This is a genomic window from Streptomyces diastatochromogenes, from assembly GCF_002242805.1.
In the GTDB taxonomy this organism is placed as follows: Bacteria; Actinomycetota; Actinomycetes; order Streptomycetales; family Streptomycetaceae; genus Streptomyces; species Streptomyces diastatochromogenes.
In genome coordinates this window covers 20,756-46,414 of record NZ_MCGQ01000058.1, presented here as the reverse complement: position 1 = coordinate 46,414, position 25,659 = coordinate 20,756, and the positions used below count along the sequence as shown (strand labels likewise).

Below are 25,659 nucleotides of genomic sequence, written 5' to 3'. Positions count from 1 at the left end.
GACGGGCAGTGCGGTGCTCGGTCTCCGGACCGCCACCCACCCGACCGCCTACGCCCATCGAGAGAAGAGCGCACCATGTCCGTCGGCTATCGCCAACTCGGCACCTCCGGTCTGACCGTGTCCACGGTCGGGCTCGGCTGCAGCAACCTCGGCCGGCCCGGCACCGCCAGCTTCACCCAGGAGGGCACCGACGCCGTGGTGCGAGCCGCCCTCGACGCCGGCATCACCCTTTTCGACGTCGCGGACACCTACGGCACACCCCCCGGGCTGAGCGAACGACTCCTCGGCGAGGCGCTGAAGGGCCACCGCGACGACGTGGTGATCGCCACCAAGTTCGGCATGGACGCCGAGGGGGCCAACGGCCGTGACTTCGGAGTCCGCGGCTCCCGCCGCTACATCGTCCGCGCCGTCGAGGAGTCGCTGCGCCGACTGGGCACCGACCGGATCGACCTGTACCAGTTCCACACCCCCGACCCGGTCACGCCGATCGAGGAGACCCTGGCCGCGCTCGACACCCTGGTGCGGCAGGGCAAGGTGCTCTACCTCGGCCACTCCAACTTCGCCGGATGGCAGATCGCCCAGGCCGAGTACCTCGCCCGCCAGCTCGGCACCACCCGCTTCGTCGCCTCGCAGAACCAGTACAACCTGCTCGACCGCCGCGCCGAGCTGGAAGTGCTGCCCGCCGCCCGGGCGTTCGGGCTGGGCGTCCTGCCCTACTACCCACTCGCCAGCGGGCTGCTGACCGGCAAGTACTCCTCCGGCAAGGCCCCCGAAGGGTCGCGGCTGACCCACTTCCGCCAGGACGACTTCGAGAACGCCGACCTGGCCCAGCTCGCGGCCTTCGGCGACTTCGCCAGGAAGCGCGGCCTCGACGAGGTCCAGGTCGCCTTCTCCTGGCTCGCTTCCCGTCCCGCTGTCGCCTCGGTCATCGCCGGTGCCACGCGGCCCGGGCAGGTCGCCCAGAACGCGGCCGCGGCCGGGTACGAGTTCGGTGCGGACGACCTCGCCGAACTGGATGAGATCTTTCCCCCGCTGCCGCCCATCGCACTGTTCTGAGCGCAGATCACGACCACCGGAAACGGGTTCTACCGCCGGCCCGTCGCAGGAGCCGACAGGCCGGCGGGACGCTTCTCGCACAGGTCCCGGATCACGGTGACGTTCGGGTGCCAGGGTCGGCCGCTCGGGCCGGTCAGGACGAGCCGGCGTTCCAGGTGCGGTCGCAGGGGGACCAGGGTGAGGGTCTCGGACAGCATGCTCGCCGCCAGGGACGGGATGATCCCGACGCCGAGGCCGGCCTCCACCATGCACAGCAGGGTGGTGAGTTCGCGGATGCGCTGGGTGGGCCGATAGGTCAGGCCGGTCATCGCGTGCAGGTGCTTGACCTGGGTCTCGCAGCCGGAGGTGGTGGCCAGCAGCGGGTCCTCCAGCAGGTCCGCCAGCTCGATGAACTCCTCGCCCGCCAGAGGGTGGTCGCTACGCACCACGGCCTCGTAGGCGTCGGTCGCCAGGTGCAGGGCGCCGCGGGGCAGCGGGTCGGGGTCGATGAGGACGGCCACGTCGACCGTGCCGCTCTCCAGCCACTGTTCGGTCTCCTCGTCGAGGCCCTCGAAGACCGTGATCTCGACGTGCGGAAGGTGCTCGTGCCACAGCCGCAGCAGGCCGGGCAGCAGCCCGCGCGCGGCCGTCGGCGGGACGGCAAGACCGATCGCCCCGGCCACACCGGTGCTCTTGTGCGCGGCCGCGGCGGCGTGGAACGCGCGGGCCGCGGCAAGGGTGGCGCGGGCATGGGGCAGCAGCACCTCACCCAGCGGCGTCGGCCGGACCGGCGTGGCGCGCTGCACGAGGGCGCCCTGCACCACGCGTTCGAGCGAGGCGAGCGAGTGCGACACCGAGGACTGGCTCATGCCGAGGGCCGCGGCGGCCGCGCCGAAGCCCTCGTTGTCGGCGATGGCCACGAATACACCGAGTTGCCGTAGCGTCGCGTCCATCGAATGAACCACTCCCTCAACTGCCGGCAGCGGCGGCCCTCGCCGGCTCGGAACCGCCCAGGCCGAGCCGGTGTCCGAGGCCGATGCCGTGGCGGTAGAGGGCCGTTCCCTCGGCAAGCCGGTCCTTCTCCCACGCCCGCAGGGCGCCGTCCAGGGACGGGACCTGCTGCAGGGCGGTGAAGAGGGTGATGGCGTCGGCGGCCGCCTTCTCCGCGCTGGCGGCGGTGTGCGGCCGGACCACGAAGGCCGCGTCGCCGGTGAGCAGCGTACGGCCGCTGCGCATCCGGGAGACCCGCCCGTCGAGGATCGCCTGGGCGAACGGCTCCCGGGTGTGCTCCACGAGTTCACGCAGGAGGTCGGGAAGCAACGCCCCTGCCCGGTCCAGGAGTTCGGTGTGCACCTGAGGGGCGATCAGCCCCGGGGGCAGGGACAGCCCGTGGGCCGTTCCGTCGCGGTCGGTGGTGATGCGATCCAGGTCGGCCCCGTCCGCCCGCACGTACCACACCCAGTTCATCCGGCGCTTTCCCGGCGTGGTCGTGCCGAAGTCGCCCGGGATGAAGTAGCACAGGAACTGGGTGCGGTCCCCGTCGTAGAAGCTGAACCGGTCACGGAAGACCTCGCTCAGCTCCTCCGGGAGTTCGGCCTCGTCGATGACGCCCCGGTAGGCGACGTACCCGGCGTAGTGGGGGGCACCCCCGGGTGCGACGAGCCGGCGATGGCGGGAGGCGGAGCCGTCGGCGATGATCGCGAGGTCCACGGGACGGACGGCGTCGCCGACCTGGACGTCGACACCGTCGGGCCGGGGTGCGAGCGCGGTCACCTGGTGCCCGTCGTGGTAGCGCGCGGGGTCGAGGCGGTCCCGCAGGGAGGCGTAGATCGCACCCCAGGAGATCATCCGCTGTCCCATGAGCGTGTGATGGCTCCGCCCGTCCCGGCCGAAGAACTGCCGGTGCGTGACGGGGACGCTGATCCGGTCGGGATCGACGCCGCAGAACATGCTGAGGAACCAGGCGACGCTCGGCTGCAGCACGATCCCCGCGCCACGGTCGTCGGGTCGGCCCGCGGACCGCTCCCAGACGGTGACGTCCAGTCCCAGCTCCGCGAGCGCGACCGCCTGGAACAGACCGCCCAGCGAACCGCCCACGATGCCGACCGACTTGATGTCCGGCACGGTGGTCACAGCGAGCACACCCCGTCCTCGCACACGGCGCCGTCCGGCACCTCGGTGGCCTGGCGCTGCAGGATCTCCACGAGCGCGTCGGTGCCGACCGCCCCGTTGATCGCCTTGTCACCGACGATCAGCAGCGGCACCCCGCGCAGGCCGAGGTATGCGGCAAGCTGCTCGTCCTCCGCCACGGCCGTCTCCAGCGCCGGGTCCGCCAGCTGCGCGGCCACGTCGTCGCCCAGCCCCATCTCCTTGCCGATCCGCGCCAGCACCGCGACATCACCCACGTCCTGGCCCTCGGAGAAGTAGGCCACGAGCAGGCGGTCGGCCATCGCCGCGCCCGACTGCGCCTCCCGCTCCGCGAGGGCGATCAGCCGGTGTCCGGCCCGGGTGTTCGGCGTCCTGGCGATCGCCTCGTAGTCGAACACGATGCCCTCGTCCCGGCCTGCCGGCACCGTGCCGGCATCCATCTGGCGCGAACGCTCCCAGCTGCCGAACTTCTCGCTCCGGTAGGCGCGCCGGTCCATTCCGGCCGCCGGCATCTCGGGGTTCAGCTCGAAGGCGTGGTGACGGATGCGGAACTCCTGCCCCGTGCGCTCCTGCACGATGTCGACGGCCTTCTGCAGCCGACGCCCGCCGATGTAGCACCAGGGGCAGATCAGATCGCTGAACACATCAAGGTTGATCATTGGTGGAATCTCCTATTCGAACCGGCGGAGGAGGCCGCCCCGAGAAGACCGCAGCCGTCGTGCTCACTCGGCGACGTACTGGATGTCGAACGGCTTGTTGGTGATGAAGAGGAAGGTGCAGTCGCCGTCGTCGCCGGCACCGTGGGTCATGGTGCCGCCCTCGGGGAACCAGACGAAGCTGCCCGCCGGGTAGTCGCCCTGGTGCGTGGTCAGGGTGCCGTCGAGGACGTAGATGCCGTGGGCGCAGTTGTGGGTGTGCCAGGGGTTGGTGAACCCGGCCCTGTAGACGACCTTCAGCACCTCCATCCCGGTGTGTCCCGGGACTGACCTCCAGCGTGACAGCGCACGACATCGAGGGCACTGTGCGGCAGCACAGCCTTTACCGCCAGGCCTGTACTGCGGCACAGATCGTCAGGTGCGGGTGATGTCGTCGATCGCCAGCGCCGTGCGCAGCGTGGTCAGGTCGCCGACGCTGGTCAGGGAGACGCCCAGCAGGCTTTCGATGCGTTTGACGCGCAGGCCGACCGTGTTCGGGTGGACGAAGAGGGCCTCGGCGGTGGCGTTGGTGTTGAGGTCGTGGGCGAGGTAGGTGCGCAGGGTGCTGACGAGGTCGGTGCCCCGGCGCTGGTCGTACTCCCGTAGCGGGCCGATCCAGCGGGCGGCGAGGACGCCCATGCGCTGCGGGTCGACGTCGGCCAGCAGCATGCCGATCACCCCTGCCGACGCCACCGTCAGGACGTCCTCGCCGGTGGCGTACGGCAGGAGCCGTAGCAGGCCGGTGACCTGGCGGAACGCTCCGGGCAGCCGGTCCGGACCGGCACAGGTCTCGCTGACGGCCACACGCACACCGCCCTCCAGGGTCTGGATTCCGACGGTACGGATGCGCCGGGCCAGCTCCTCGGCACCCTCCGGGTCCGCCGCCGGCGCCACGATCACGATCGCGCCGTCCCGCAGCGCGAGCAGCGGTTTGGGACGCGGGCGGGAGAGCACGAGCGACTGCGTCAGGCGCAGCAGCTGCGTGGTGACCGCCTCACCGGCCTCCTCGTGGCGGACGGCGAGGACGCGCTGGGGCAGCCTCAGGTCGCTGCCGAGCCGGTCGCCGCGCGCGAGGACGGCCTCCGGGTCGGCGAGGGGCCCGCTCGCGAGTTCGGAGACGAGATCGCCCCGCAGCTGCCACTGGGCGTCGACCACGGCGCGCCGACGCAGCATCTCCAGGCCCAGGACCACCGTGGCCTGCTCGATGGCGCGCAGCCGTACGTCGTCGTCCTCGGCGTCCCCGGCCAGCCAGAGCACGCCCAGGGTCTCTTCCCCCAGCCGGACCGGTCCCGCCAGCAGGCCGGGAAACGCGTCGGACCGCAGCACCGGGGACGCCTGCGCCAGGAGGTCGAGCAGCGACACGCCTCCCTCCTGCCGGGGCCAGGACAGCCAGTCCGGCGGCCGTACCGACACCCCGGCCCGGGGCACGGCGGCGAGGGTCTGGCCGGACACGTCCTGCACGGCCACGGCCCGGTCCGCGGTCTCCGCGAGGGCGGCCGCGATGTCACTGATGCCGCCGCCACGTCGGGCGACCCCGATGAACCGGTCGTGAATGGCGGCGTGTTGGCGCAACAGTTCGTTCAACGCGCTCAGTTCGCGCACCCGGCGGCGGTCGCGCTCCAGCTGCGCGCTCGTCTCCAGGGCGATCCCGGCGTGGCTGGCGAGGACCTGCAGCAGCTCCAGCCCGCCCGGGCCCAGGCGGCGCGGATCGCTGCCGTAGACGTTCATCGTGCCCACGGTCTCGCCCTGGTTGCGCAGCGGCACCGCAGCCATGGAGTGGTGCCCGTGCTCCTGGGCCGCCTTCGCCCAGGGTCCGTACGAGGGATCGTGGGCGATGTCCTCGACGATCACCGGCACGCCGTCGACGAAGGAGCGCCGGGACGGGCTGCCGGCGAAGGTGCCCTCGGGGACCAGCAGCAGCGGCGACTCCTCGTTCACCAGCCGCACATAGCCCTCGCTCAGACCCCAGCTGCCCTCGATCCGCAAGGCCGCGCGGTCGTCGTCGACCAGCAGTACGGCCGCGCTCTCGTAGCCGAGCAGGTCACAGGCGGTACGGGCGATCTGCTCCAGCAGCCTCGGCAGGTCGCGCTGCTGATTGACCGCGATGGCCAGTTCGTCGATGGCGCTCATACAGCGCAGCAGATCCGGCCCTGCGGAGGACACGGACGTCATCGCTACCTCCTCGCACGCCCCCCGCCAGCAGCACGCGACTGTGCATCTCCCCATGCTAGTGACGAACCGCTGTGAGCATGCACATGTGATGCCGGAAGGGTTCGGAGCCAAGCGGATCCATCGGAGGGCCGACCAGCGCGCTGCGGCTGCTCCCGGCACCCGCCGTCCGGCGGACAGGTTCCGCCATCCGTCGGCCTCCGGGCTCGTCTGGGTACGCGGATCATGGCCGTAGGGGCCACCGCCGGTCGCGCGGGTCGCGTGACGGGTGGCCCGAGCCGCTTGAGTCAGCTGAGGAGAAGCCATGCCCGAGGTCCCGCCCCCGCCCCCGTTCGACCCGGAGCTCGCCGCCGCGCTGGAGCTGATCAAGGACCAGATCTCGCCCGGGTTCACCCTGGAGGAGATCCCCGCCGTCCGGGAGGGCGCGGGCATCGAGCTGCTCGCACAGCTCGACCTCACGTTGGGCGGCGCGTTCGTGGCCGAGGACCGTACGGTGCCGGGCCCGGCGGGAGCCCCGGAGATCTCCCTGCTCATCTGCCGCCCGACCGCCGCCGACCCCGCCGTCCCGCTGCCGGTGATCTACCACGTGCACGGCGGCGGCATGGTCCTCGGCGACAACCGGGCCGGCGTGGACGCCCCGCTGGCCTGGGCGCGCGAGCTGGGCGCGGTCGTCGTGTCGGTCGAGTACCGCCTCGCGCCGGAACACCCGTACCCGGCGCCGGTCGACGACGTGTACGCCGGCCTGCTGTGGACGGCCGCGCACGCCAAGGAGATCGGCGGTGACCCGGACCGGATCGTCATCGCGGGCGCGAGCGCCGGCGGCGGCCTGACCGCCGCGCTCGCCCTCCTGCTGCGCGACCGCCAGGGCCCGCCGGTCATCGGCCAGCTCCTGATGTGCCCGATGCTCGACGACCGCAACGACACCGTCTCCAGCCACCAGATGGCGGGCATCGGCATCTGGGACCGCACCGCCAACGAGACCGGCTGGACGGCGCTACTGGGCGAGCGGCGGGGCGGCCCCGACGTCTCCCCCTACGCCGCCCCCGCCCGCGCGACCGACCTGTCCGGGCTGCCCCCGGCCTTCCTCGACGTCGGCTCCGCGGAGACCTTCCGGGACGAGGTCGTCGACTACGCCTCCCGCATCTGGCGGTCGGGCGGCACGGCCGAACTCCACGTCTGGCCGGGCGGCTTCCACGGCTTCGACGGCTTCGCTCCCCAGGCGGGCCTGTCCCAGGCGGCCCGGGCAGCCCAACTGGACTGGCTGCGGCGGCTGCTGGCCGAATGAGACTCAATCACCGCTCTCCGCGGCCTTCTTGATCGCCTCCCGGATGCGGGCGTACGTGCCGCAGCGGCAGATGTTCTCGATGGCGTCGATGTCGGCGTCCGTGGGGTGGGAGGTGCGCTTCAGCAGGGCTGTGGCGGCCATGATCTGGCCCGGCTGGCAGAAGCCGCACTGGGCCACGTCGCAGTCCATCCAGGCCTGTTGGACCGGGTGCAGGGTGTCGCCGTCGGCCAGGCCCTCGATGGTGGTGACCGCGCGGTTCGCGCAGTCGGCCACCGGGACCACACAGGGCTGGATCTCGGCGCCGTCGAGGTGGCTGGTGCAGGCGCGGCAGACGCCCACCCCACAGCCGTACTTGGGGCCGGTGACCCCGAGGAGGTCGCGCAGGACCCACAGGAGGGGCATGTCGGCGGGGGCCTGCACGGTCACCTGTCTGCCGTTGAGGGTGAAGGAGTAGGAACGCATGGGTGCCTCGGAAGGTGAGTCGGCGGTCAGAAGGTGAGCGGGAAGCTGCGCGGAGCGGTGCCGGTCGCGCGGGCGTAGGCGTTGGCGACCGCGCCGGATGCCGCGGGGACGCCGAGTTCGCCGGCGCCGCCCGGGTCCCCGGTCGAGGGCAGGATGTGGGCCTCGAAGACGAGCGGGGCGTGGCGCTGGCGGGCGTAGCGGAAGTCGGCGAAGCTGCTCTCGCGGACGGCGCCCCGGTCGATGTGCAGGCCCGCCTGCAGGATCACGGAGATGCCGTCGGTCGTGGCGCCCATCAACTGGGCTTCCAGGCCACGGGGGTTGACCGCGGTGCCCACGTCGGCCGCCATCACCACCTTGGTCACCCGGGGGTTCTTCGGGTCGCTCGCGTCGATCTCGGCGAGGCAGGCCACGCGGGAGCCGTACTCCTCGTGCACGGCGATGCCCTGGGCGCAGCCGTCGGGCATGGGACGGCCCCAGTGGCCGGCGGCCGCCGCCTTGTCGAGGACGGCCCGGACGGCCTTGCCGCGCAGGGTGGTCCGGCGGAAGGCCACCGGGTCCACGCCGAGCTTGCGGGCGATCTCGTCCACGACGATCTCCTCGGCGGTCCGCACGGTCCCGGAGTCCACCGACCGCCAGGCGCCGAGCGGCACGGCCAGTTCGATGCCGCCCGAATCGCCGGACACCCGGCCGAAGTTGTACAGCCCCGTCTGGCTGGGCAGGGGGCCGGACGCGGCCCGCACACCGCCCTGCGCGGACAGGCCGGCGTCGTCGTACGACTCCGACACCGAGGCCATCACCTGTTCGAAGGCCACCACCCGGCCCCCGGCCACACTGGCCCGGATCCGGTGGTGGCTCGCGGGGCGCATCCGGCCGTGCCGGATGTCGTCGCCGCGGCTCCACATCAGCTTCACCGGGCGCCGGGCCGCCTTGGAGACCAGCGCCGCCTCGATCGCCGCGTCGTAGTTCAGCCGGCGGCCGAACGAGCCACCGGCGCGCACCACATGGACCTTGACCTTCGACGGACGCAGGCCGACCGCCTGGGCGACGGCGTCCCGCGCGTCCATCGGGGTCTGGGAGGAGAACCACAGCTCCGCACGGTCGGCGCGGACGTCCGCGACCGCCGTGAGCACCTCCATCGGGGCGTGCCCGACGAAGGCGAACGCGAACTCGGCCTCCACCGGGGTCGATCCGTGCGGCGGGGTGCCGAGCCGGGGGACGGCGGCCTTCAGCCGCGCGCGTATCTGCGCGTCCGAGAGACGGGCGAGCGGGCCGGGCGCCCACGTGAGGCGAAGGGCGTCCCGGGCGCGGAAGGCGTGATGGAAGGTGTCCGCGACGACGGCGACCCCGCCGGGCAGCCGGACCACCGCGTGGACGCCCGGCAGGGCGCGGGCGGCCCGGTCGTCGACCGAGACGAGCTTGCCCCGGATCGTCGGCGGCCGGGCCACCACCGTGGGCTTCGCCCCGGCCACCGCCACGTCCCCGGCGTACTTCGCCCGGCCGGTGACGATGTCCCGCGCGTCGATCCTGGTCGTCGGCCGGCCGATCACCCGGTGCCGGGACGCGGGCTTGGGCTTGCTCGGGACGGCGGGCCGGTGGATACGGGCCGCGCTCGCGGTCAGCGAGCCGAAGGTGGCCGTGCGCCCGTCCGGTGCCACGACCATGGTGTCTCGGGTGCGCAGGGTCCGGGCGGGCAGGTGCCAGCGGCGGGCGGCGGCGGTCACCAGCTTGGCCCGCGCGGTGGCGGCGAGCTGCCGGGCCGGGCCGTACAGCGAACTCACCGAACTGGAGCCGCCGGTGTACTGGTTGCCCTTGGTCCGGGCATCGGCGAGCGGGATGCGCACGTCGGCGAGGCGGGCGTCCAGCTCCTCGGCGATCATCATGGCGACCGCGGTGGTGATGCCCTGGCCGACCTCGGCCCGGGGCAGCCGCACGACGATGTGGTTGGCCTCCGTGACCTCCAGGACCAGCATCTCCTCGTCGGTGCCGGTCACCAGGACGTCGGAGGCCGCGCGGGAGGGCTCGGCGCCTTCCGCGCGCGAGGGGGTGCAGGCGAGCGGGGCGGCGACCGTCAGGGTGGCCGCGGCCACCGTGTACACCATGAATCTACGGCGGGACGGGCCCGCGGAGGGCAGGGGCTCGGTGCGGTCCAAACGAGGGCTCCTGTCGGCGCGTGGGGCGGGCAGGTCACGGCACGCGGGGCGGCACGTGTCCCGGTACGGGTCACTCGCCAGGTAGGAGGGACGGGGCCGTACGCCGGTTCCCTTCGGAACGCGTCCCGCGCCTCCCGGCCAACGATGCCGGGGCCGCAGTACGGGTCATCGCCCACTCCGACCGGCGGGCCGGGGCACCCAGGGCAACGCGCCCCTGAGGCGGGACCGGCATGGCCCGGCCAGTTCCGCCGCCCTCCGGCCACCGATGCCGGGCCGCAGTGCGGGTCATCGCCGAGTTCGACCAACTGGCCGCAGCCGCCCCAGGACCAGCCCACCCAAAAGCAGAACGGGCACGGCCCGGCCAGTTCCCCGCCGGACACGTCCACCGCCTCCCAGCCACCGAAACCGGGCCCGCAGTGCGGGTCATCGCCCAGTTCGACCGACTGGCCGCACGCGCCCCAAGATCAGCCAGCCCAGAGGCAGAACGGGCACGGCCCCGAACCGTTCCCGCCGCACGCGCGCGCCGCGCCTCCCGGCCATCGAAACCGGGGCCACACAGCGGGCCATCGCCCACTACCACCGGCAGACGCGTCCGCCGCGCCCCAGCCACCGGCGCCGAGGACGCAGTACAGGCCGTCACCCACTACCACCGGCAGGCCCGGGCACCCACAGCAGCGCGCCCCAAGTTCAGCCCCCCCGAGGCAGGACAGACGCGCCCCCGCACCGCTTCGACGCCGGATGTGTTCCGCGTCTCCTCGCCGTCGGCGCCGGTGACGCATGATGGCCCCATGAAAGAGCTGGCCGGGCGGCTGGCCGCGTTGGATCCGGATGCCGGGGCCGCGGTGCGGGTCATCGCCTACTTCGACCGGCTGGCCGAGTCCCGGGCCGGTCTGGAGGCGCTGGTGCGCGGTGCCGCCGTGCTGGCGGGGTGTCCCGCGCGGCTCGTCGACGCGGAGCGGCGGGTGGTGCTGCGGGTGGAGCCGGACGGGCGGCGCCGCGACCCGGAGACGGAACCCGACCCCGAGTGGCCGTCCGCGCCCCTGGCGCCGGGCGGGCCCCCCGCGCTGTGGCTGGAGCGGGCGGAGGCCGGGCCGAGCGTGGTGGACGCGGTGATCCTGGAGCGGGCCGCCGGAGCCGTACGGGCCGTCCTGGACCGCACCCGGGGCCGCGCCCCGGCCGCACCGGCCGACGACCCGGCCCTGGTGGAGACGCTCCTCGACCCCACGGCACCCGAGCAGGCCCGGCTGCACGCGGCCCGCCGACTGGGCCTGGACCCGGAGGTGCGGGTACGCGCCGTCGCTCCAGCCGAGGGGCCGCCCCAGATCGTCGCGGCCGAAGGGGCGGCGGACCTCACCGGGTCAGGGGATGGCCGGCCCTCTCACGGCGGAGGCACGGCGCCGCGCGGGAGGCCCGGAACGGGTCCGGCGGGCTCCGCGCGCCTGGACGGCGGCGGCAACCCCGGACCAGGAAGCGGTCACGCCTACCCCGGCCCCCGCAGGGACGGCGGACCCGGTCCCGTCACGGTCCGCTCCGAGCGCCTCGGCATCGGCCCCGCCGTCCCGGTCCTGGACCTCCCCCGGTCCTGGGCCGCCGCCCGGCTCGCGCTGCGGTTCACCGCCGAGGGCGACGACCTGGATCCGGGACAACGGGTCGTACGGGCCGACGAGTTGGGCGGGATCGCACTGCTCGCCGAACTCGTCGTACCGGGCGCGGAGCCGGACCCGGACGTCCGGGCCGTGGAGACGGCTGCGGCGGACGCGCCCTGGATGCTGCGGACGCTGCACGCGGTCGCCGCCACGGCCAGCCTGCGGGCGGCCGCCGCCGAAGCCGGCGTGCACCACTCCACGCTCCAGGACCGCCTCGCTCACGCCGAGCACCTGCTGGGCTGGCCGGTGCGCACCCCGCAGGGCCGCTTCCGGCTCCAACTCGCCCTGATGCTCCGACATTTGACCCGAGGGCACTGAGGAGTGCTAAGCCCAGGCCGTCACCGGCACGAAGGAGCTGTCCTGCCGGAACAGGTCCGTGCCGTCGGGAAGGTCCACGCGGACCTGGTAGTTGTAGTGGCGCAGATAGCGGCCGGGGTAGTTGTACGACTCGAAGCGCACCGAACCGCTCGCCGTGCCGGTGCGGGCGATGAAGGTGGCGTCCTTGGCGAACGTCGTCGTGCCGTCGTTGGCGTCGAAGCGGCCCCGGAAGTCCCAGTGCCGCAGATAGTTGCCGGACGCGTCGCGGAAGGAGTAGCCGCCCGCGTCCGCCAGCCCCGCGACCACGGTGAACGTGGCGGCCTGCTTGTCGGCGGTGGCGCTGGAGGCGGTCACCACGGGCAGGTTGAGCAGGGCGGACTGCTCTTCCCAGTACCGGGTGGTGTAGTTGGCGGACTGGAAGGAGCGGGTGGCGTTCCTGGTGAGGCTCGGGCCGCCGGACACCGTCTCCTTGACGACCGTGAAGTGGCGGGCCGTGCCGGAGATACCGGGCAGCTTGGCCGGGGCGGTCCAGGTGGCGAAGGTGTCGTAGCTGTCGGAGTAGTAGTAACTGCCGTCGCCGTAGCCGTCGAAGAAGATCCGCCAGCCGCCGTTGTCCAGCTGCACCAGCGCCGGGCCCTCGCGGTAGCTGCCCCAGCCCGCCCAGTCGCCGGTCCTGGTGATCGTGTAGGGGCCGGTGAGGCTCGACGCCGTGCCGTACTCGATGTACTTGGCCGTCTCGTTCTTGGTGAAGGCGTGGTAGGTCGAGCCGATGCGGACGATGAAGGTGTCGATGTGGTTCGCGCCGATGCCGGAGAGGGCGACCGGTGAACTCCATGAGGTGAGACCGGAGTTGGTGGCCGTCAAGAGGTACGGGGTGAAGATCCACTCGTTGTCGGTGGTGGAGCAGGACACGATGACGTTCACGCTGCCGTCGGCGTCCACGAACCACTCGGGCGCCCAGGCCCGGGACAGGTTGGTGATCGAGACCGTGTAGTCGTACAGGAACGTCCAGTTGAGCCGGTCGGCGCTGCGGGCGAAGCCGATGGTGGTGCTGACGTCCTGCCAGGTGTGGGTGGTGTAGGTCAGGTAGTAGTAGCCGTCCGTGTGCTTGAAGACGCTGGCGTCCCGGATGCGGTTCGCGGGCGGGGTGTAGGCGGAGGTCTGCAGCAGGCGGAAGTCGGTGGCGTCGTCGGACTGGTAGACGTTGACCGTGCCGTCGTTGCTGTTCAGGAACGGGACGATGGTGTAGCGGGAGGCGGACCCGGCGGCGGGTGCGGCGGCCAGCGCCGTGCCGAGCAGGCCGGGTGTCTCGCCCAGGAGGACCGCGGCGGCGGGCAGGGCGGCCAGAGCCCGCAGCAGGGTGCGGCGGGACGGGGCGGGGGGAGGTGTGGTCACGTGCGGCTCTCCTGAACTGACGCGTGCGATATTACGAACGCGGTTCGATAAATCGCCCAGAAACTAAGGCGCAGACAGGTTCACGTCAATGCTTTGAACTCGACTCGATGTCGCCTGTGCGAAACCTGTACGGCACCGGCCGCTCTATGGTTACCGTTCGGTAGACACCGTGTCAGGAGGCTCCCGGAGGTGCTCCCGCAATGACGCCCGACCGTGCCGCAGGCCTTGCGGAGTCCGCCCGCGCGCTCGCCGACGGGGAGGTGACCTCCCGCGTGCTGGTGGAGCGGGCCCTGGCCCGGATCGAGGCCACCCAGCCGACCCTGAACGCCTTCCGGATCGTACGCACCGAGGCCGCGCTCGCCGAAGCGGACGCCGCCGACCGGGAGTTGGCCGCCGGAGCGCGGCGCCCGCTGCTCGGGGTGCCGGTCGCGGTGAAGGACGACATGGATGTCGCGGGCGAGCCGACCGCGTTCGGCTGCCCCGGCGATTTTCCGCCGGTCGCGGCGGACGGGGAGGCGGTACGGCGGCTGCGGGCGGCCGGGGCGGTGATCGTCGGCAAGACGAACACCTGCGAGCTGGGGCAGTGGCCGTTCACGGAGGGCCCGGCGTTCGGGGAGACCCGCAACCCGTGGCACACCGGCCACACCCCCGGCGGCTCCTCGGGCGGTTCGGCGGCCGCGGTCGCCGCCGGCCTGGTGCCTGCCGCGCTCGGCTCGGACGGCGCCGGTTCGGTGCGGATCCCGGCCTCCTGGACCCATCTGATCGGCATCAAGCCACAGCGCGGGCGCATCTCGACCTGGCCGCGCGGCGAGGCCTTCCACGGCATCACCGTCAACGGCACGCTGGCCCGTACGGTCGCCGACGCGGCCCTGCTGCTGGACGCGGCGAGCGGCAACCACGACCGGGACCCGCACCAGCCGCCGGCGCTCACGGTGTCGGACGCCGTCGGCCGCGACCCCGGCCGGCTGCGCATCGCCCTGTCACTGAAGCCGCCGTTCACGGCGGTACCGGCACGGCTGCGCCCGGAGGTCCGGTCCCGGATCCTCGAACTCGCCGGGAAACTCGCCGCGTTGGGGCACATCGTCGAGGAGGCCGACCCGCCCTACGGCCAGATCGGGCTGACCTTCGTGCCGCGCGCCACCGCCGGCATCGCCGACCATGTCCGCGAGACCCCCGACCCCGCCCTGCTCGACCCGCGCACCCGGGACGCGGCCCGGCTGGGCCGGCTGCTCGGCGGGGCCCCGCTGCGGGCGGCCCGGCGCGCCGAGGCGGTCCTGCACCGGCGGATCGGCGCGTTCTTCGGGTCGTACGACGTGCTCCTCGCCCCGACGACGGCCGCTCCCCCGCCCGCGATCGGTGCCCTGTACCGGCTCGGCGGGCTCGCCACGGACCGCGCGATGATCTCCGCCTGCCCCTATGCCTGGCCCTGGAACGTCCTCGGCTGGCCCGGCGTGAACGTACCCGCCGGGTTCGTCGGCGCCCTGCCGGTGGGCGCCCAACTGCTCGGCCCGGCCAACAGCGAACTCCTGCTGGTCTCGCTGGCCGCCCAACTGGAGGCGGAGTTGCGCTGGCACGAGCGGTGGCCGCCGCAGCAGGCGGACGCCGACAGCACGGCGGCATGAACGCCCTCCGCCCGTACCCTGTGACCATGGAAGACGCGTCGATGGTCGGGCTCATGGGGCGGGTGACGGGGACGATCGGGCCGGGGCTCGTCGGCGAGGTGATCGTCCGGGTGCGCGGCGGCGCGGAGCACTTCCTCGCCTACGCGGCCGACAGCACGGGCCGGATCGAGCGCGGCACGGTGGTGATGGTGGTGGAGTACCTGCCGCCGAGGACGGTCTACGTCACCGCCGCGTACGACAGTTGAGCGGGCTCCGCCCCAGGTGAGGGGCGTGTGCGTCAAGATTGCAACAAGGATTCGCCAGCGTCTTCTCGGCGTGTCCCCGCAGGCGCACACTCCCTTCGTTCGGTGCCGAAAGGGCACCATGCAAAGGGGGCGAATGCCGATGGTTGTCGGCGTCGTTGCGGGGGCGGTCGTCGTTGCCGTTCTCGTTCTCATCGGTCTGTTCAAGATGATGTGGCGGGTCGCCGAGCCGAACGAGGCGCTCATCATCTCCGGGTCCAATCACCGCACCGAGGGCCTGGAGGAGGGCATGGGCTTCCGCATCGTCACCGGTCGCGGCACGCTGGTGCTGCCCGGGGTGCAGGCGGTGCGCAAGCTCTCCCTGGACCTGAACGAGACCGAGCTGCACGTGGACTGCGTGACCCACCAGGGCATTCCGCTGAAGGTGCGGGGCGTGGTCATCTTCAAGGTGGGCGACGACTTCGTGTCGATCGCCAACGCGGCCCGCCGTTTCCTGGACCAGCAGCGGATGATGTCGGAGCGGGTGCACAACGTCTTCGCCGGTCATCTCCGTTCCATCGTGGGCGGGTTGACGGTCGAGGACATGATCCGCGACCGGGAGAAGCTGACCGGGCAGACCCGGGCGGCCTGCGGTACGGAGATGGAGAAGCTCGGCCTGATCGTCGACTCGCTGCAGATCCACGAGATCGAGGACCCGACCGGGTACATCCAGAACCTGGCGATGCCGCACGCCGCCGCCGTCCAGCGGGACGCGCGCATCGCGCAGGCGGAGGCGAATCGTCTCGCCACCGAGGCCGAGCAGCAGTCCTTCGCCCGGATGGCGGAGGCCACCCGGGACAGCGAGATCCTGCAGGCCGGCTACCAGGCCGAGCGGGACAAGGCGGCGGCACGCGCCCGTCAGGCGGGTCCGCTCGCCGACGCGGGCGCCCGGCAGGAGGTCGTGGTCCAGGAGACGCGGGTCGCCGAGCTGGAGGCGCACCGGCGGGAGCAGCAGCTCCAGGCGGACGTCCGCAAGCCGGCCGACGCCCGGGCCTACGAGAAGCGCACGCTGGCCGAGGCCGAGCGTGACGCACGGATCTCGGGGGCACAGGCGAAGGCGAAGGAGACGGAGCTCGCGGCCGCGGCCGAGGCGACCCGGGTCAAGACGGCCGCGGGCGCCGAGGCGGAGGCCACCAAGAGCCGGGGTGCGGCCACGGCCGCGGCGACCCGGGCCACCGGTGAGGCGGAGGCCGCGGCCGCGCAGGCCAAGGGTCTGGCCGCGGCCGAGGCGACCAGGGCCAAGGGTCTGGCGGAGGCGGAGGCCATCAAGGCCCGGGCCGCCGCCCTCGCCGAGAACCAGGAGGCGGTCGTCGCCCAGCAACTCGCCGAGCACTGGCCGGAGATCGTCCAGGCCGGCGCGTCCGCCTTCGGCAACGTGGACAACATGGTGCTGCTCAACGGCGCCGACGGCATGGCCGAGTTGTTCGCCAAGGCACTCACCATGGGCGGCACGGGTCTCGGCGTCGCCCGCCAGCTCCTTGCCTCGATGAACCCGAACGGGCAGGAGCAGAACGGCACTTCACCGTCGCTCAACGGGGTGGCGACGCCGCCCGCGCAGCGGGTGCCGGTGGAGAACGACGAGGACTGAGCACCGACTCGTCCGTGCCGGGGCCCTCGGCTGCGAGGGCCCCGGCACGCTGAGGAGCCGAGGGGCCCAGGACAACCCCAACCGAACCCTTACCGCCCCCTTCCCGGTCGCGGCACGGCCACCACGTACGGTGTGCGTGGCGGGCCGCGGCAGGCCCGTACGAGGAACTTCGACCAGGTGGGGGCGTGGATGACGGCCAGTCGCCGGGCTGTGCTGGCCCGGCTTGGCGGGCGGTGTGCTCGCGGGCTGCGCGGGCCCGAGAAGCTCGACGCACATCAGCGCGTCCGGGTCGCCCACGTCCACGCCCGCGGCACCGGCACCCTCGGCGACCGCCCCCGTCGCCCCCTCGCCCACGGCACCCGCCACCGCGCCCACGGTCACCCGCGCCGAGATCGTCGCCCGCTACGGGCACTCCGTGCCGCACACCTGGGGGTTCGACGCGCCCGGAGTGATGCACACGCTGCCGACCACGCGACGTGCGATCGCGCTGACCTTCGACGCCTGCGGCGGCCCGGGCGGCAGTGGCTACGACCGGGCGCTGATCGACTTCCTGCGCAGGCGGGAGATACCGGCGACCCTCTTCATCAACTCCCGCTGGATCGACGCCAACCCGGCCGTCTTCCGCCGGCTGGCCGCCGAGCCGCTGTTCGAGATCGCCAACCACGGCACCCGGCACCGCCCGCTGTCCGTCACCGGACGCTCCGCCTACGGCATCCCGGGCACCCGCAGCGCCGGCGAGGTGTACGACGAGATCGCCGGGAACCGTGGCAAGCTCACCCACCTGCTGGGTGCCCCACCGCGCTTCTTCCGGTCCGGCACCGCGTACTGCGACGACGTCGCGGCACGGATCGTCGGAGACCTCGGGGAGCGCTTCGTCAGCTTCTCCGTGAACGGCGATGCCGGCGCCACCTTCTCTCCCGAACAGGTCCGCGCCTCCGTCTCCTCGGCCCACGCCGGTTCGATCGTCATCTGCCACATGAACCACCCCGAGGGCGGCACCGCCCGAGGCATCACCGCGGCCGTCCCCTCTCTCCTGGCGACGGGCCATGACTTCGTCCACCTCTCGGACGCGCCGCACTGACGGCACGGCGGCCCGGATGGCATTCTTCTGGCGTGAAACACCGTCAGAGGAAAGGAAGTTCAGGTGCCCGAGTCGGCTCAGACGCAGGCCCTCGTCGTCCTCGACCCGGCGCACGTGCCCGCCACACGTGAGCTGGCGGCCACCCACGGCGTCGAGCTGCACGAGGTCCCGCGGCGCGGCATCGAACCCGTCACCACCGTCACCCTGGTCCTGATGGGCGCGGCGACCGCCGTCGGCGCCCTGCAGCACGCCCTGGAACAGCGCAAGGGCGGCCAGGTGATCGACCTGAGGCCGGGCGCGCCGCGGGCGCTGTACCGCACGCCGGACGTGGTCTACGGAACGGTGGTCGTCCTCGCGGCCGACGGCACGGTGACCGTGGAGGTCAAGGAGCCGGACGGCATGTTCGGCAAGGTGATCTCCGTCCTGCCTAACCTGCTCTCCGCCGGCGGGAACGGCACCGACCAGGTCACGGCGACCGTCACGGCGACGTTCGGCGCCGACGTGGAGGTCCGGCCCGCGACCGGACGACCGGCGCCGGACGGTGAGGCATGAGCGAGCGGGGGCGGCAGCAGGAGGCGCAGGACTTCCTCGATCTGCTCAGGGCCCAGGCCCGGGCCGAACAGGGCACGGCCGACCGGCCCCCGGGCACCGGGGCCGCCGTGCGGGACCTGACCGAGCGGATCCTGCGCGACAGCTTCAACGCCGAGCAGGGCAAGGACCCGCGGATCCGGGCGCAGGTGGAACACGAGGCCGCCCGCAACCTGCGGAGCCAGGACGACGTGTTCGCCGAGATGTTCGCGGGGATGCAGGACCACATCGAGCGGACGGCCAGGGACCGGATACAGGGCGACGGCCTGGACCTCGCGGCCCTGCGCCCGCTCATCAGCCATCTGCGCACCGGGCAGCTCAACGCGGTGAGCATGCGCGTGCCGGGTCGCCACGGCGCCCATCTGGTGCTCGTCGAGGACCAGATGCCGCTCTTCGCCTCCAAACTCAGCAAGGCGGTCGCCTGGGCCGTCCCGCACGGACCGGCCGACGCCGAGGGCATGGTCGGCCTTCAGTGGAGCCTGCCCGCCGCGGTCGAGCGGATCGAGACCGTTCCGGAGGTCGCCGAGCGCTTCACGGACATCGTCGTGGCCTACGCCGTCACGGGCCGGGTCGGCGACGCCGGCCACCACCTGCTGCCGCCGGGCCTGTTCAATTTCGCCGGGATGCTGCGTGACTCCCTGGAGTACTTCGTGGTGGGCCACGAGTACGCCCACATCATCAGCGGCCACCTGGACTCCGCGGTCCGGCGCAGGGGTGTCCTGCCGGTCGAGGAGGCCGAGGTGCTGGCGTACTCGTGGCGGCACGAGTTCGACGCCGACCTGCTCGGCATGGTCCTGTCCCTCAACGCGGGGGTCGAGCACGACAACCGCGATCTGTGGGTGGGGTTCCTGGGCATCAGTCTGTTCTTCGACGCCCTGGACGTGATGGACCGCGCCGTGGCCCTGCTGCAGACGGGCGACGAGCACGCCCGCCAACTGGGCTCCCACCCGCCGTCCGACCTGCGCAAGCAGTGCCTGCGCGGGTTCCTGCCGCGGATGGCCGATGCCGACCGGGTGCGGATGGCGCTCGAACTGGCCGACATCCAGGGGCAGATCATCCGCGAACTGTGGGCTCGCACCCGCCCGGCCCTGCTGGATCTGCACCGGCGCGGCGTGCCGACGGCCCAGACCTGGCGGACCATTCCGAAGGAGACCGGAGACCCGGGGCCCGTGCCGACCGCCTCGGCCTGAGAGTGCCCACCGGTGGGCGGTTGTCCAACTCTTCGGCGTACGGCCTAGGGTGCCCCCGTGACTGCCTTTACCGACGAAGACATTCCCGGCCGCCAGGGCCCCTCCGCGACCACCGAGGCCGACCCGCGCGAGGTCGGCCGGGTGCGGACCGAGTACTCCCCCGCCCATGACGGCGACCCGGACCCGGGCGAGATCGTGTGGACCTGGGTGCCGTTCGAGGAGAACGACGGCCGGGGCAAGGACCGCCCGGTGCTGGTGGTCGCCCGGGAGGCGGCGGGCACCTTCCTCGCCGTGCAGCTGTCCAGCAAGCGGCACGACGGGGACCGGGAGTGGGTGGCGATCGGCAGCGGTCCGTGGGACCGGTCGGGCCGCGACTCCTGGGTGGACGTGGACCGCGTGCTGCGGCTGCACGAGGAGGGCATGCGCCGGGAGGCGTGCGCGCTCGACCGGATGCGGTTCAATCTGGTCCGCCAGCGGCTCCACGAGCGGTACGGCTGGACCTGACGGACCCCTAGAGCGTGACCGGGGGCGTGCGCTCCGGAAACGCCCGTACGAAGGCCTCCCGGACCGTCGCTCCCGGCGTGCGGTCCAGGACGCCGAACACCACGCGCTCGAACGTGTGGGCGAACCGGCCGCCGGGGCCGAGCAGCGCCCGGAAGGCGCCCGCGACCTGCTCCGGGTCGTTCTGGAAGACACCGCAGCCCCAGGCGCCCAGCACCAGCCTCCGGTAGCCGTGCGCCGCGGCGGTCTCCAGGACCCGCTCGGCCCGCCGGGCCAGGGCGGCCGGGAGTTCGGCGGCGCGCTCGGGTGCCGTACGCCGTATGACGCCCGCGTTGGGGGCGGCGGCGGTCAGGAAACCGGCGAGGTAGGGCTCCGGCAGCAGGCGGCCCCGGTCGTCGCGGAACACCGGCACGGCGGGGGTGTGGATCACCCGGTCCGTGTAGAACGGGTCGCGGTGGGCGCGGTGGTGGTCGTAGAAGTCCCGGGCCTGGAGCAGGCAGGCGTACAGCGCGGAGCCGCGGCACAGGGCCTCCTCCTGGGCCTGGGCGCCGTTCAGATAGCCGCCGCCGGGATTGCGGGCGGAGGCGAAGTTCAGGACGGCGACGGGCGCGTCGGCGAGCCGACGGGCGGCTTCCAGGCTGCTCTCGCCCGTGACCTCGAAGAACGGCTCCGCATCCGCTGTCGCGGGCACCGGCACGGGCTCAGGGCCGTACAGCCGCGTGCCCGCGCGGGCGGCCTCGATCGCCGCCGCGACGGACACCTCGCGGCCGTCCGGCGACGGGTACGTCCCCGCCGCCACGATCTGCTCGGTCTCCGTGGCGATGCCGCGCAGGCGCGCGCTCATGGCGCCACCCCCGTGGGCGCCACGACCGCGGCCCGCGCGGTCTCCCCCGTCGTGCTCATGCACGCATCCTGGGTGATGCTGGTGATGCGGTGCAACGGAGTTTCCCGCTCCCGGAACGGCCTGGAAACGCCCAAGAAAACGGAGATTACCGATCCGGAACGTCCCGATGGGCACCCTTGTGCGAATCGTTTCGAGGGTCTTGGGTGGGACGAGTGCCGGCCCGGCTCACCGAATGCCGAGCCGGTGGCATGGTGGAATCTCAGGAGGATCCAGACATGTCCGACTCAATAGGTGATGGTGGCGACTGTACGGAGCACCGCACAGCCGTCACCGAGGCAGAGGTCGAGGCCTTGGTCCGCGGCATCTGTTTCAAGACCGGCCCGCCCCGCACGCTCGGGGTCGAAGTGGAATGGCTCGTCCATGAGCTGCGGCGGCCGCAGCTCCCCGTGACACCCGAACGACTCGAAGCGGCCTACGCCGCCCTGCGGGCCGTGCCCCTGAAGTCGCCGCTGACGATCGAACCCGGCGGCCAGCTGGAGCTCAGCTCACCGCCCGCCACCTCCCTGATGGAGTGCATAGAGACCGTCTCGGCCGACCTGGACACGGTCCGCGCGGTCCTCGCCGAGGACGATCTGGGACTCGTCGGCTTCGGCCACGACCCCTGGCACGCACCCCGTCGTTTCCTGCGCGAACCGCGCTACGACGCCATGGAGGCGTGCCTCGACCGCACCGGCCCGGCCGGCCGGCACATGATGTGCACCTCGGCCTCCGTCCAGGTGTGCGTGGACGCCGGCCACGAGGAGCCCGGGCCGCTCGGGCACGAGCGACGCTGGCAGCTGGCGCATCTGCTGGGCGCGGTGCTGGTGGCCGCGTTCGCGAACTCCCCGCTGATCGGCGAGCAGCCCACGGGCTGGCTGTCCACCCGGCAGCTGCTGTGGACGGAGATCGGCGCCGGGCGGGCGGGCGCTCCCCCGCCGGACGGCGAGCCGAGATCCGCCTGGGCCCGGCATGTGCTGGACGCCCCGGTGATGTGCATCCGCGGCGACGGCAGCCCGTGGGAGGTGCCCGAGAACCTGACCTTCCGCGAGTGGACCCGCTCGCGGACACCCCGGCCGCCCACCCGGGCGGATCTCGACTACCACCTCACCACCCTGTTCCCGCCGGTCCGGCCGCGCGGCCACCTGGAGCTGCGCATGATCGACGCGCAGCCCGGTGAGGACGGCTGGATCGTGCCGCTCGCGGTGGCGGCGGCGCTGTTCGACGACCCGGAGGCCGCCGAGTCCGCGCACCGGGTGGTGAAACCGCTGGCGGAGCGGGCCCTGAACCTGCCCGCCCCACACAATCCGCTGTGGACCGACGCGGCCCGGCACGGGCTCGCCGACCCCGAGCTGCGGGAGGCCGCCGTCGCCTGTTTCACGGTGGCGCTGGAGGCTCTGCCCAGGCTCGGTGCCACACGCGCGGTCATGGACGCCGTGGCGGCGTATCTGGACCGCTACGTCGCCCAGGGCCGCTGCCCGGCCGACGACTTGCTGGACCGCCTGCGCGACACGGACCGTCGTGCCCACGGGAGGAAGGACATCCGCACATGACCGCCCCGGAGACCGAGGTCACGGCCACCGAGCCGGACACCGAGGCGCTGCGCGAGCGTGCGCTGGCCTCGCTCACCACCGCCCGCGCCCGCACCACGCTGCTGACCAGCTGCGTCGAGGACCCCGACCTCACCGCGCAGCACTCCCCGCTGATGTCGCCGCTGGTGTGGGACCTCGCGCACATCGGCAACCAGGAGGAGCTGTGGCTGCTGCGGGCGGTCGGCGGCCGGGACGCGATACGGCCCGAGATCGACGGCCTGTACGACGCCTTCGAGCACCCGCGCGCCGAGCGGCCCTCGCTGCCGCTGCTGCCGCCCGCCGAGGCCCGCGGCTACGCGGCCGAGGTGCGCGGCCGGGCCCTTGACCTGCTGGGGGCCGCGGACTTCCACGGCAGCCGGCTGACCGAGGCCGGGTTCGCCTTCGGGATGATCGCGCAGCACGAACAGCAGCACGACGAGACGATGCTGATCACCCATCAGCTCCGCAAGGGTCCGCAGGCCCTGACCGCCCCCGACCCCGAACCGGCCCCGCTGTTCACGGGCCCGACGGAAGTCCTCGTCCCCGGCGGCCCGTTCACCATGGGCACCTCCGACGAACCGTGGGCCCTGGACAACGAACGCCCGGCGCATCCGGTGGACGTGGCGCCGTACTGGATCGACACGACCCCGGTGACGAACGCGGCGTACCAGGCGTTCATCGAGGACGGCGGCTACGACACCGAGCGCTGGTGGACGCCCGAGGGCTGGGCGCACATCCGGCAGCACTCCCTCCGCGCACCCCTGTTCTGGCGCCGCGACGGCAAGCAGTGGCTGCGCCGCCGCTTCGGTGTCACCGAGGTCGTCCCGCCCGACGAGCCGGTGCTGCACGTGTGCTGGTACGAGGCCGACGCCTACGCCCGCTGGGCCGGGCGCCGGCTGCCCACCGAGGCCGAGTGGGAGAAGGCCGCCCGGTACGACCCGGCCACCGGCCGTTCGACCCGCTACCCGTGGGGCGACGCCGACCCTGCGCCCGAGCACGCCAACCTGGGCCAGCGCCACCTGCGGCCCGCCCCGGCCGGCAGCTACCCGGCCGGTGAATCGCCGCTCGGCGTGCGGCAGTTGATCGGTGACGTGTGGGAGTGGACGGCGAGCGACTTCCTGCCGTATCCCGGCTTCCAGGCGTTCCCGTACAAGGAGTACTCGGAGGTGTTCTTCGGCTCCGACCACAAGGTGTTGCGCGGTGGCTCGTTCGCCGTGGACCCGGTGGCCTGCCGGGGCACGTTCCGCAACTGGGACTACCCGATCCGGCGGCAGATCTTCTCCGGGTTCCGCACCGCCCGCTCGGAGGCCGTCTGATGTGCCGCCATCTGGCCTATCTGGGACCTGAGGAGCCGCTCGACCGGCTCCTCGTGGAGCCCCCGCACAGCCTGTACCGGCAGTCCTGGGCGCCCCGGCGGCAGCGGCACGGGACGGTGAACGCCGATGGTTTCGGGGTGGGTTGGTACGCCCCGGGCGATCCGGCCCCGGCCCGGTACCGGCGGGCCGGGCCGATCTGGGCGGACCTGTCCTTCGCCGACCTGGCCCGGGTCGTACGCGCCGGCGCCGTGCTGGCCGCCGTACGCGACGCGACCGTCGCGGGCGCGGACGCCGAGGCCGCGGCGGCGCCCTTCGCCGACGGGCGGTGGCTGTTCAGCCACAACGGCATGATCGCGGGCTGGCCGGACTCGGCGGCGCCCCTGGCGTCCGCCCTGCCCCCGGTCGAGCTGCTGTCCCTGCAGGCGAGCACCGACTCGGCGTTCGTCTGGGCGCTGGTCCTGCATCGGCTGCGCCTCGGCGACGACCCCGCCGACGCCCTCGGCGGAGCGGTGCGCGAGCTGGCCGAGGCGGCCCCCGCCTCCCGGCTGAACCTGCTGCTCACCGACGGCGCCACCATCGCCGCCACCGCCTGGGGCGACAGCCTCTGGTACCGCGCGGAGCCCGGCACCGGCACGGTCGTCGCCTCCGAACCGTACGACGACGACCCGCTCTGGCAGGAGGTCCCCGACCGCACCGTGCTCACGGCGAGCCGCACCGGCGTGCTGCTCGCCCCGCTCGAGGACCCGGCATCCGTATCACCGAAGGAGCCCTGTACGTGAGTCCCCTGCACGTCACCCGCACCCTCCCCGAGGACGCGACGGACGCCGCGCTGCGCGCCGACGTCCTGAACGGCCTCACCGTCGACCCCAAGACGCTGCCGCCCAAGTGGTTCTACGACGCCCGGGGCAGCGAGCTGTTCGAGCAGATCACGGAGCTGCCCGAGTACTACCCGACGCGGGCCGAGCGCGAGATCCTCGTCGCCCGGTCCGGCGAGATCGCCGCCGCGAGCGGCGCGCGCACCCTGGTCGAGCTGGGCTCCGGTTCCTCGGAGAAGACCCGCTATCTGCTCGACGCGCTCACCTCGCTGGCGGCGTACGTCCCCGTCGACGTCAGCGAGAGCGCCCTCACCCAGGCCGGGCAGGCGCTCATCGAGGAGCGGCCCGGGCTCGAAGTGCACGCGCTCATCGCCGACTTCACCGCCCCGCTGACGCTGCCCGAGACGCCCGGACCCCGGCTGGTGGCGTTCCTCGGCGGCACGATCGGCAACCTGCTGCCCGCCGAGCGGGCGAAGTTCCTGGCCTCGGTGCGTGCCCTGCTCGCCCCGGGCGACGGGCTGCTGCTCGGCACGGACCTGGTCAAGGACGAGCGGGTGCTGGTCCGGGCGTACGACGACGCGGCCGGGGTGACGGCCGCGTTCAACAAGAACGTCCTGTCCGTCATGAACCGGGAGCTGGGCTCCGACTTCGACCCCGGCGCCTTCGACCACGTGGCCCTGTGGGACAGCGAGCAGGAGTGGATCGAGATGCGGCTGCGCTCGCGCACCGCGCAGACCGTGAAGGTGCCCGCGCTGGACCTCGCCGTGGACTTCGCGGCGGGCGAGGAGCTGCGCACCGAGGTGTCGGCGAAGTTCCGCAGGGACGGCGTGGCCGCCGAACTCGACGCGGCCGGGCTGGAGTTGACCCACTGGTGGACGGACACCGAGAACCGCTTCGCACTGTCCCTCAGCGTGGCGCGGTGA

Annotated in this window: 23 protein-coding genes; 14 read left to right on the top strand and 9 right to left on the bottom strand. The window is 73.0% G+C overall.

Going from position 1 to position 25,659, the window contains the following annotated elements; all coding sequences use genetic code 11:
* Positions 1 to 75: 75 nt before the first annotated feature.
* Positions 76 to 1,056 (top strand): aldo/keto reductase, encoded by a 981-nt coding sequence (locus tag BEK98_RS43860; protein ID WP_094222435.1) that lies wholly within the window; start codon positions 76 to 78, stop codon positions 1,054 to 1,056.
* 29 nt (positions 1,057 to 1,085) lie between these two features.
* On the opposite strand, the gene BEK98_RS43855 is transcribed toward BEK98_RS43860, so the two are convergent.
* The 5 genes from BEK98_RS43855 to BEK98_RS43835 form a co-directional block, all read right to left on the bottom strand.
* A complete protein-coding gene (locus tag BEK98_RS43855; protein ID WP_094222434.1) occupies positions 1,086 to 1,988 on the bottom strand; it encodes a LysR family transcriptional regulator in 903 nt (300 codons plus the stop codon).
* A gap of 16 nt (positions 1,989 to 2,004) precedes the next feature.
* Positions 2,005 to 3,177 (bottom strand): FAD binding domain-containing protein, encoded by a 1,173-nt coding sequence (locus BEK98_RS43850; RefSeq protein ID WP_167444415.1) that lies wholly within the window; start codon positions 3,175 to 3,177, stop codon positions 2,005 to 2,007.
* Positions 3,165 to 3,842, bottom strand: a complete 678-nt coding sequence (locus tag BEK98_RS43845) for a DsbA family oxidoreductase (RefSeq protein WP_094222432.1) — start codon at positions 3,840 to 3,842, stop codon at positions 3,165 to 3,167. The genes BEK98_RS43850 and BEK98_RS43845 overlap by 13 nt, the downstream gene beginning before the upstream one ends.
* 63 nt (positions 3,843 to 3,905) lie before the next feature.
* Complete coding sequence (locus tag BEK98_RS43840) at positions 3,906 to 4,247, bottom strand: cupin domain-containing protein (RefSeq protein ID WP_094222431.1); 342 nt, start codon at positions 4,245 to 4,247, stop codon at positions 3,906 to 3,908.
* 6 nt (positions 4,248 to 4,253) lie between these two features.
* The gene (locus BEK98_RS43835; RefSeq protein WP_167444414.1) at positions 4,254 to 6,050 is read right to left on the bottom strand and encodes a helix-turn-helix domain-containing protein; all 1,797 of its coding nucleotides are present in this window, start codon (positions 6,048 to 6,050) and stop codon (positions 4,254 to 4,256) included.
* A gap of 301 nt (positions 6,051 to 6,351) precedes the next feature.
* On the opposite strand from BEK98_RS43835, the gene BEK98_RS43830 reads away from it, so the two are divergent.
* Entirely contained in the window at positions 6,352 to 7,332 is a 981-nt protein-coding gene (locus tag BEK98_RS43830; RefSeq protein WP_094222429.1) for an alpha/beta hydrolase, read from the top strand.
* 3 nt (positions 7,333 to 7,335) lie between these two features.
* On the opposite strand, the gene BEK98_RS43825 is transcribed toward BEK98_RS43830, so the two are convergent.
* Positions 7,336 to 7,794, bottom strand: a complete 459-nt coding sequence (locus tag BEK98_RS43825; protein WP_094222428.1) for a (2Fe-2S)-binding protein — start codon at positions 7,792 to 7,794, stop codon at positions 7,336 to 7,338.
* A 26-nt stretch (positions 7,795 to 7,820) separates the two neighbouring features.
* Positions 7,821 to 9,893 carry a xanthine dehydrogenase family protein molybdopterin-binding subunit gene (locus BEK98_RS43820; protein ID WP_094222471.1) on the bottom strand — a complete coding sequence of 691 codons (2,073 nt, stop codon included), beginning with the start codon at positions 9,891 to 9,893 and terminating at the stop codon, positions 7,821 to 7,823.
* An 839-nt stretch (positions 9,894 to 10,732) separates the two neighbouring features.
* Here BEK98_RS43820 and BEK98_RS43815 point away from each other — a divergent pair.
* Complete coding sequence (locus BEK98_RS43815; RefSeq protein WP_094222427.1) at positions 10,733 to 11,908, top strand: helix-turn-helix domain-containing protein; 1,176 nt, start codon at positions 10,733 to 10,735, stop codon at positions 11,906 to 11,908.
* A 6-nt stretch (positions 11,909 to 11,914) separates the two neighbouring features.
* Here BEK98_RS43815 and BEK98_RS43810 read toward each other — a convergent pair whose 3' ends face one another.
* Positions 11,915 to 13,303, bottom strand: coding sequence for a glycoside hydrolase family 43 protein (locus tag BEK98_RS43810; protein ID WP_094222426.1), 1,389 nt, complete (start codon positions 13,301 to 13,303; stop codon positions 11,915 to 11,917).
* A gap of 200 nt (positions 13,304 to 13,503) precedes the next feature.
* Here BEK98_RS43810 and BEK98_RS43805 point away from each other — a divergent pair, with 200 nt between their 5' ends.
* From BEK98_RS43805 to BEK98_RS43775, 7 genes are all read left to right on the top strand, one after another.
* Complete coding sequence (locus BEK98_RS43805) at positions 13,504 to 14,925, top strand: amidase (RefSeq protein ID WP_094222425.1); 1,422 nt, start codon at positions 13,504 to 13,506, stop codon at positions 14,923 to 14,925.
* Positions 14,926 to 14,951: 26 nt separating this feature from the next.
* On the top strand, positions 14,952 to 15,170 hold the full coding sequence (locus BEK98_RS43800) for a hypothetical protein (protein ID WP_244202236.1): 219 nt from the start codon (positions 14,952 to 14,954) through the stop codon (positions 15,168 to 15,170).
* Between the two features lie 133 nt (positions 15,171 to 15,303).
* A complete protein-coding gene (locus tag BEK98_RS43795) occupies positions 15,304 to 16,794 on the top strand; it encodes an SPFH domain-containing protein (protein WP_094222424.1) in 1,491 nt (496 codons plus the stop codon).
* A 223-nt stretch (positions 16,795 to 17,017) separates the two neighbouring features.
* Positions 17,018 to 17,875: a polysaccharide deacetylase family protein gene (locus BEK98_RS43790; RefSeq protein WP_244202235.1), complete on the top strand. Its 858-nt coding sequence runs from the start codon at positions 17,018 to 17,020 to the stop codon at positions 17,873 to 17,875.
* 63 nt (positions 17,876 to 17,938) lie between these two features.
* Positions 17,939 to 18,427, top strand: a complete 489-nt coding sequence (locus tag BEK98_RS43785; protein WP_094222422.1) for a hypothetical protein — start codon at positions 17,939 to 17,941, stop codon at positions 18,425 to 18,427.
* The gene (locus BEK98_RS43780) at positions 18,424 to 19,653 is read left to right on the top strand and encodes a M48 family metalloprotease (protein ID WP_094222421.1); all 1,230 of its coding nucleotides are present in this window, start codon (positions 18,424 to 18,426) and stop codon (positions 19,651 to 19,653) included. The genes BEK98_RS43785 and BEK98_RS43780 overlap by 4 nt, the downstream gene beginning before the upstream one ends.
* 57 nt (positions 19,654 to 19,710) lie before the next feature.
* Positions 19,711 to 20,157, top strand: a complete 447-nt coding sequence (locus BEK98_RS43775) for a type II toxin-antitoxin system PemK/MazF family toxin (protein ID WP_094222420.1) — start codon at positions 19,711 to 19,713, stop codon at positions 20,155 to 20,157.
* A gap of 7 nt (positions 20,158 to 20,164) precedes the next feature.
* Here BEK98_RS43775 and BEK98_RS43770 read toward each other — a convergent pair whose 3' ends face one another.
* Positions 20,165 to 20,998 carry a TIGR02452 family protein gene (locus BEK98_RS43770; protein WP_167444413.1) on the bottom strand — a complete coding sequence of 278 codons (834 nt, stop codon included), beginning with the start codon at positions 20,996 to 20,998 and terminating at the stop codon, positions 20,165 to 20,167.
* Positions 20,999 to 21,273: 275 nt separating this feature from the next.
* Here BEK98_RS43770 and egtA point away from each other — a divergent pair, with 275 nt between their 5' ends.
* Genes egtA through egtD form a run of 4 tightly spaced genes read left to right on the top strand, consistent with a single transcriptional unit; the run spans position 21,274 to position 25,659 of the window.
* A complete protein-coding gene (egtA, locus tag BEK98_RS43765) occupies positions 21,274 to 22,587 on the top strand; it encodes an ergothioneine biosynthesis glutamate--cysteine ligase EgtA (RefSeq protein ID WP_094222419.1) in 1,314 nt (437 codons plus the stop codon).
* Positions 22,584 to 23,921: an ergothioneine biosynthesis protein EgtB gene (gene egtB / locus BEK98_RS43760; RefSeq protein WP_094222418.1), complete on the top strand. Its 1,338-nt coding sequence runs from the start codon at positions 22,584 to 22,586 to the stop codon at positions 23,919 to 23,921. Before egtA ends, egtB begins: the two co-directional genes overlap by 4 nt.
* Complete coding sequence (gene egtC, locus BEK98_RS43755; protein ID WP_094222417.1) at positions 23,921 to 24,700, top strand: ergothioneine biosynthesis protein EgtC; 780 nt, start codon at positions 23,921 to 23,923, stop codon at positions 24,698 to 24,700. Before egtB ends, egtC begins: the two co-directional genes overlap by 1 nt.
* Positions 24,697 to 25,659: an L-histidine N(alpha)-methyltransferase gene (gene egtD, locus BEK98_RS43750; protein ID WP_094222416.1), complete on the top strand. Its 963-nt coding sequence runs from the start codon at positions 24,697 to 24,699 to the stop codon at positions 25,657 to 25,659. The genes egtC and egtD overlap by 4 nt, the downstream gene beginning before the upstream one ends.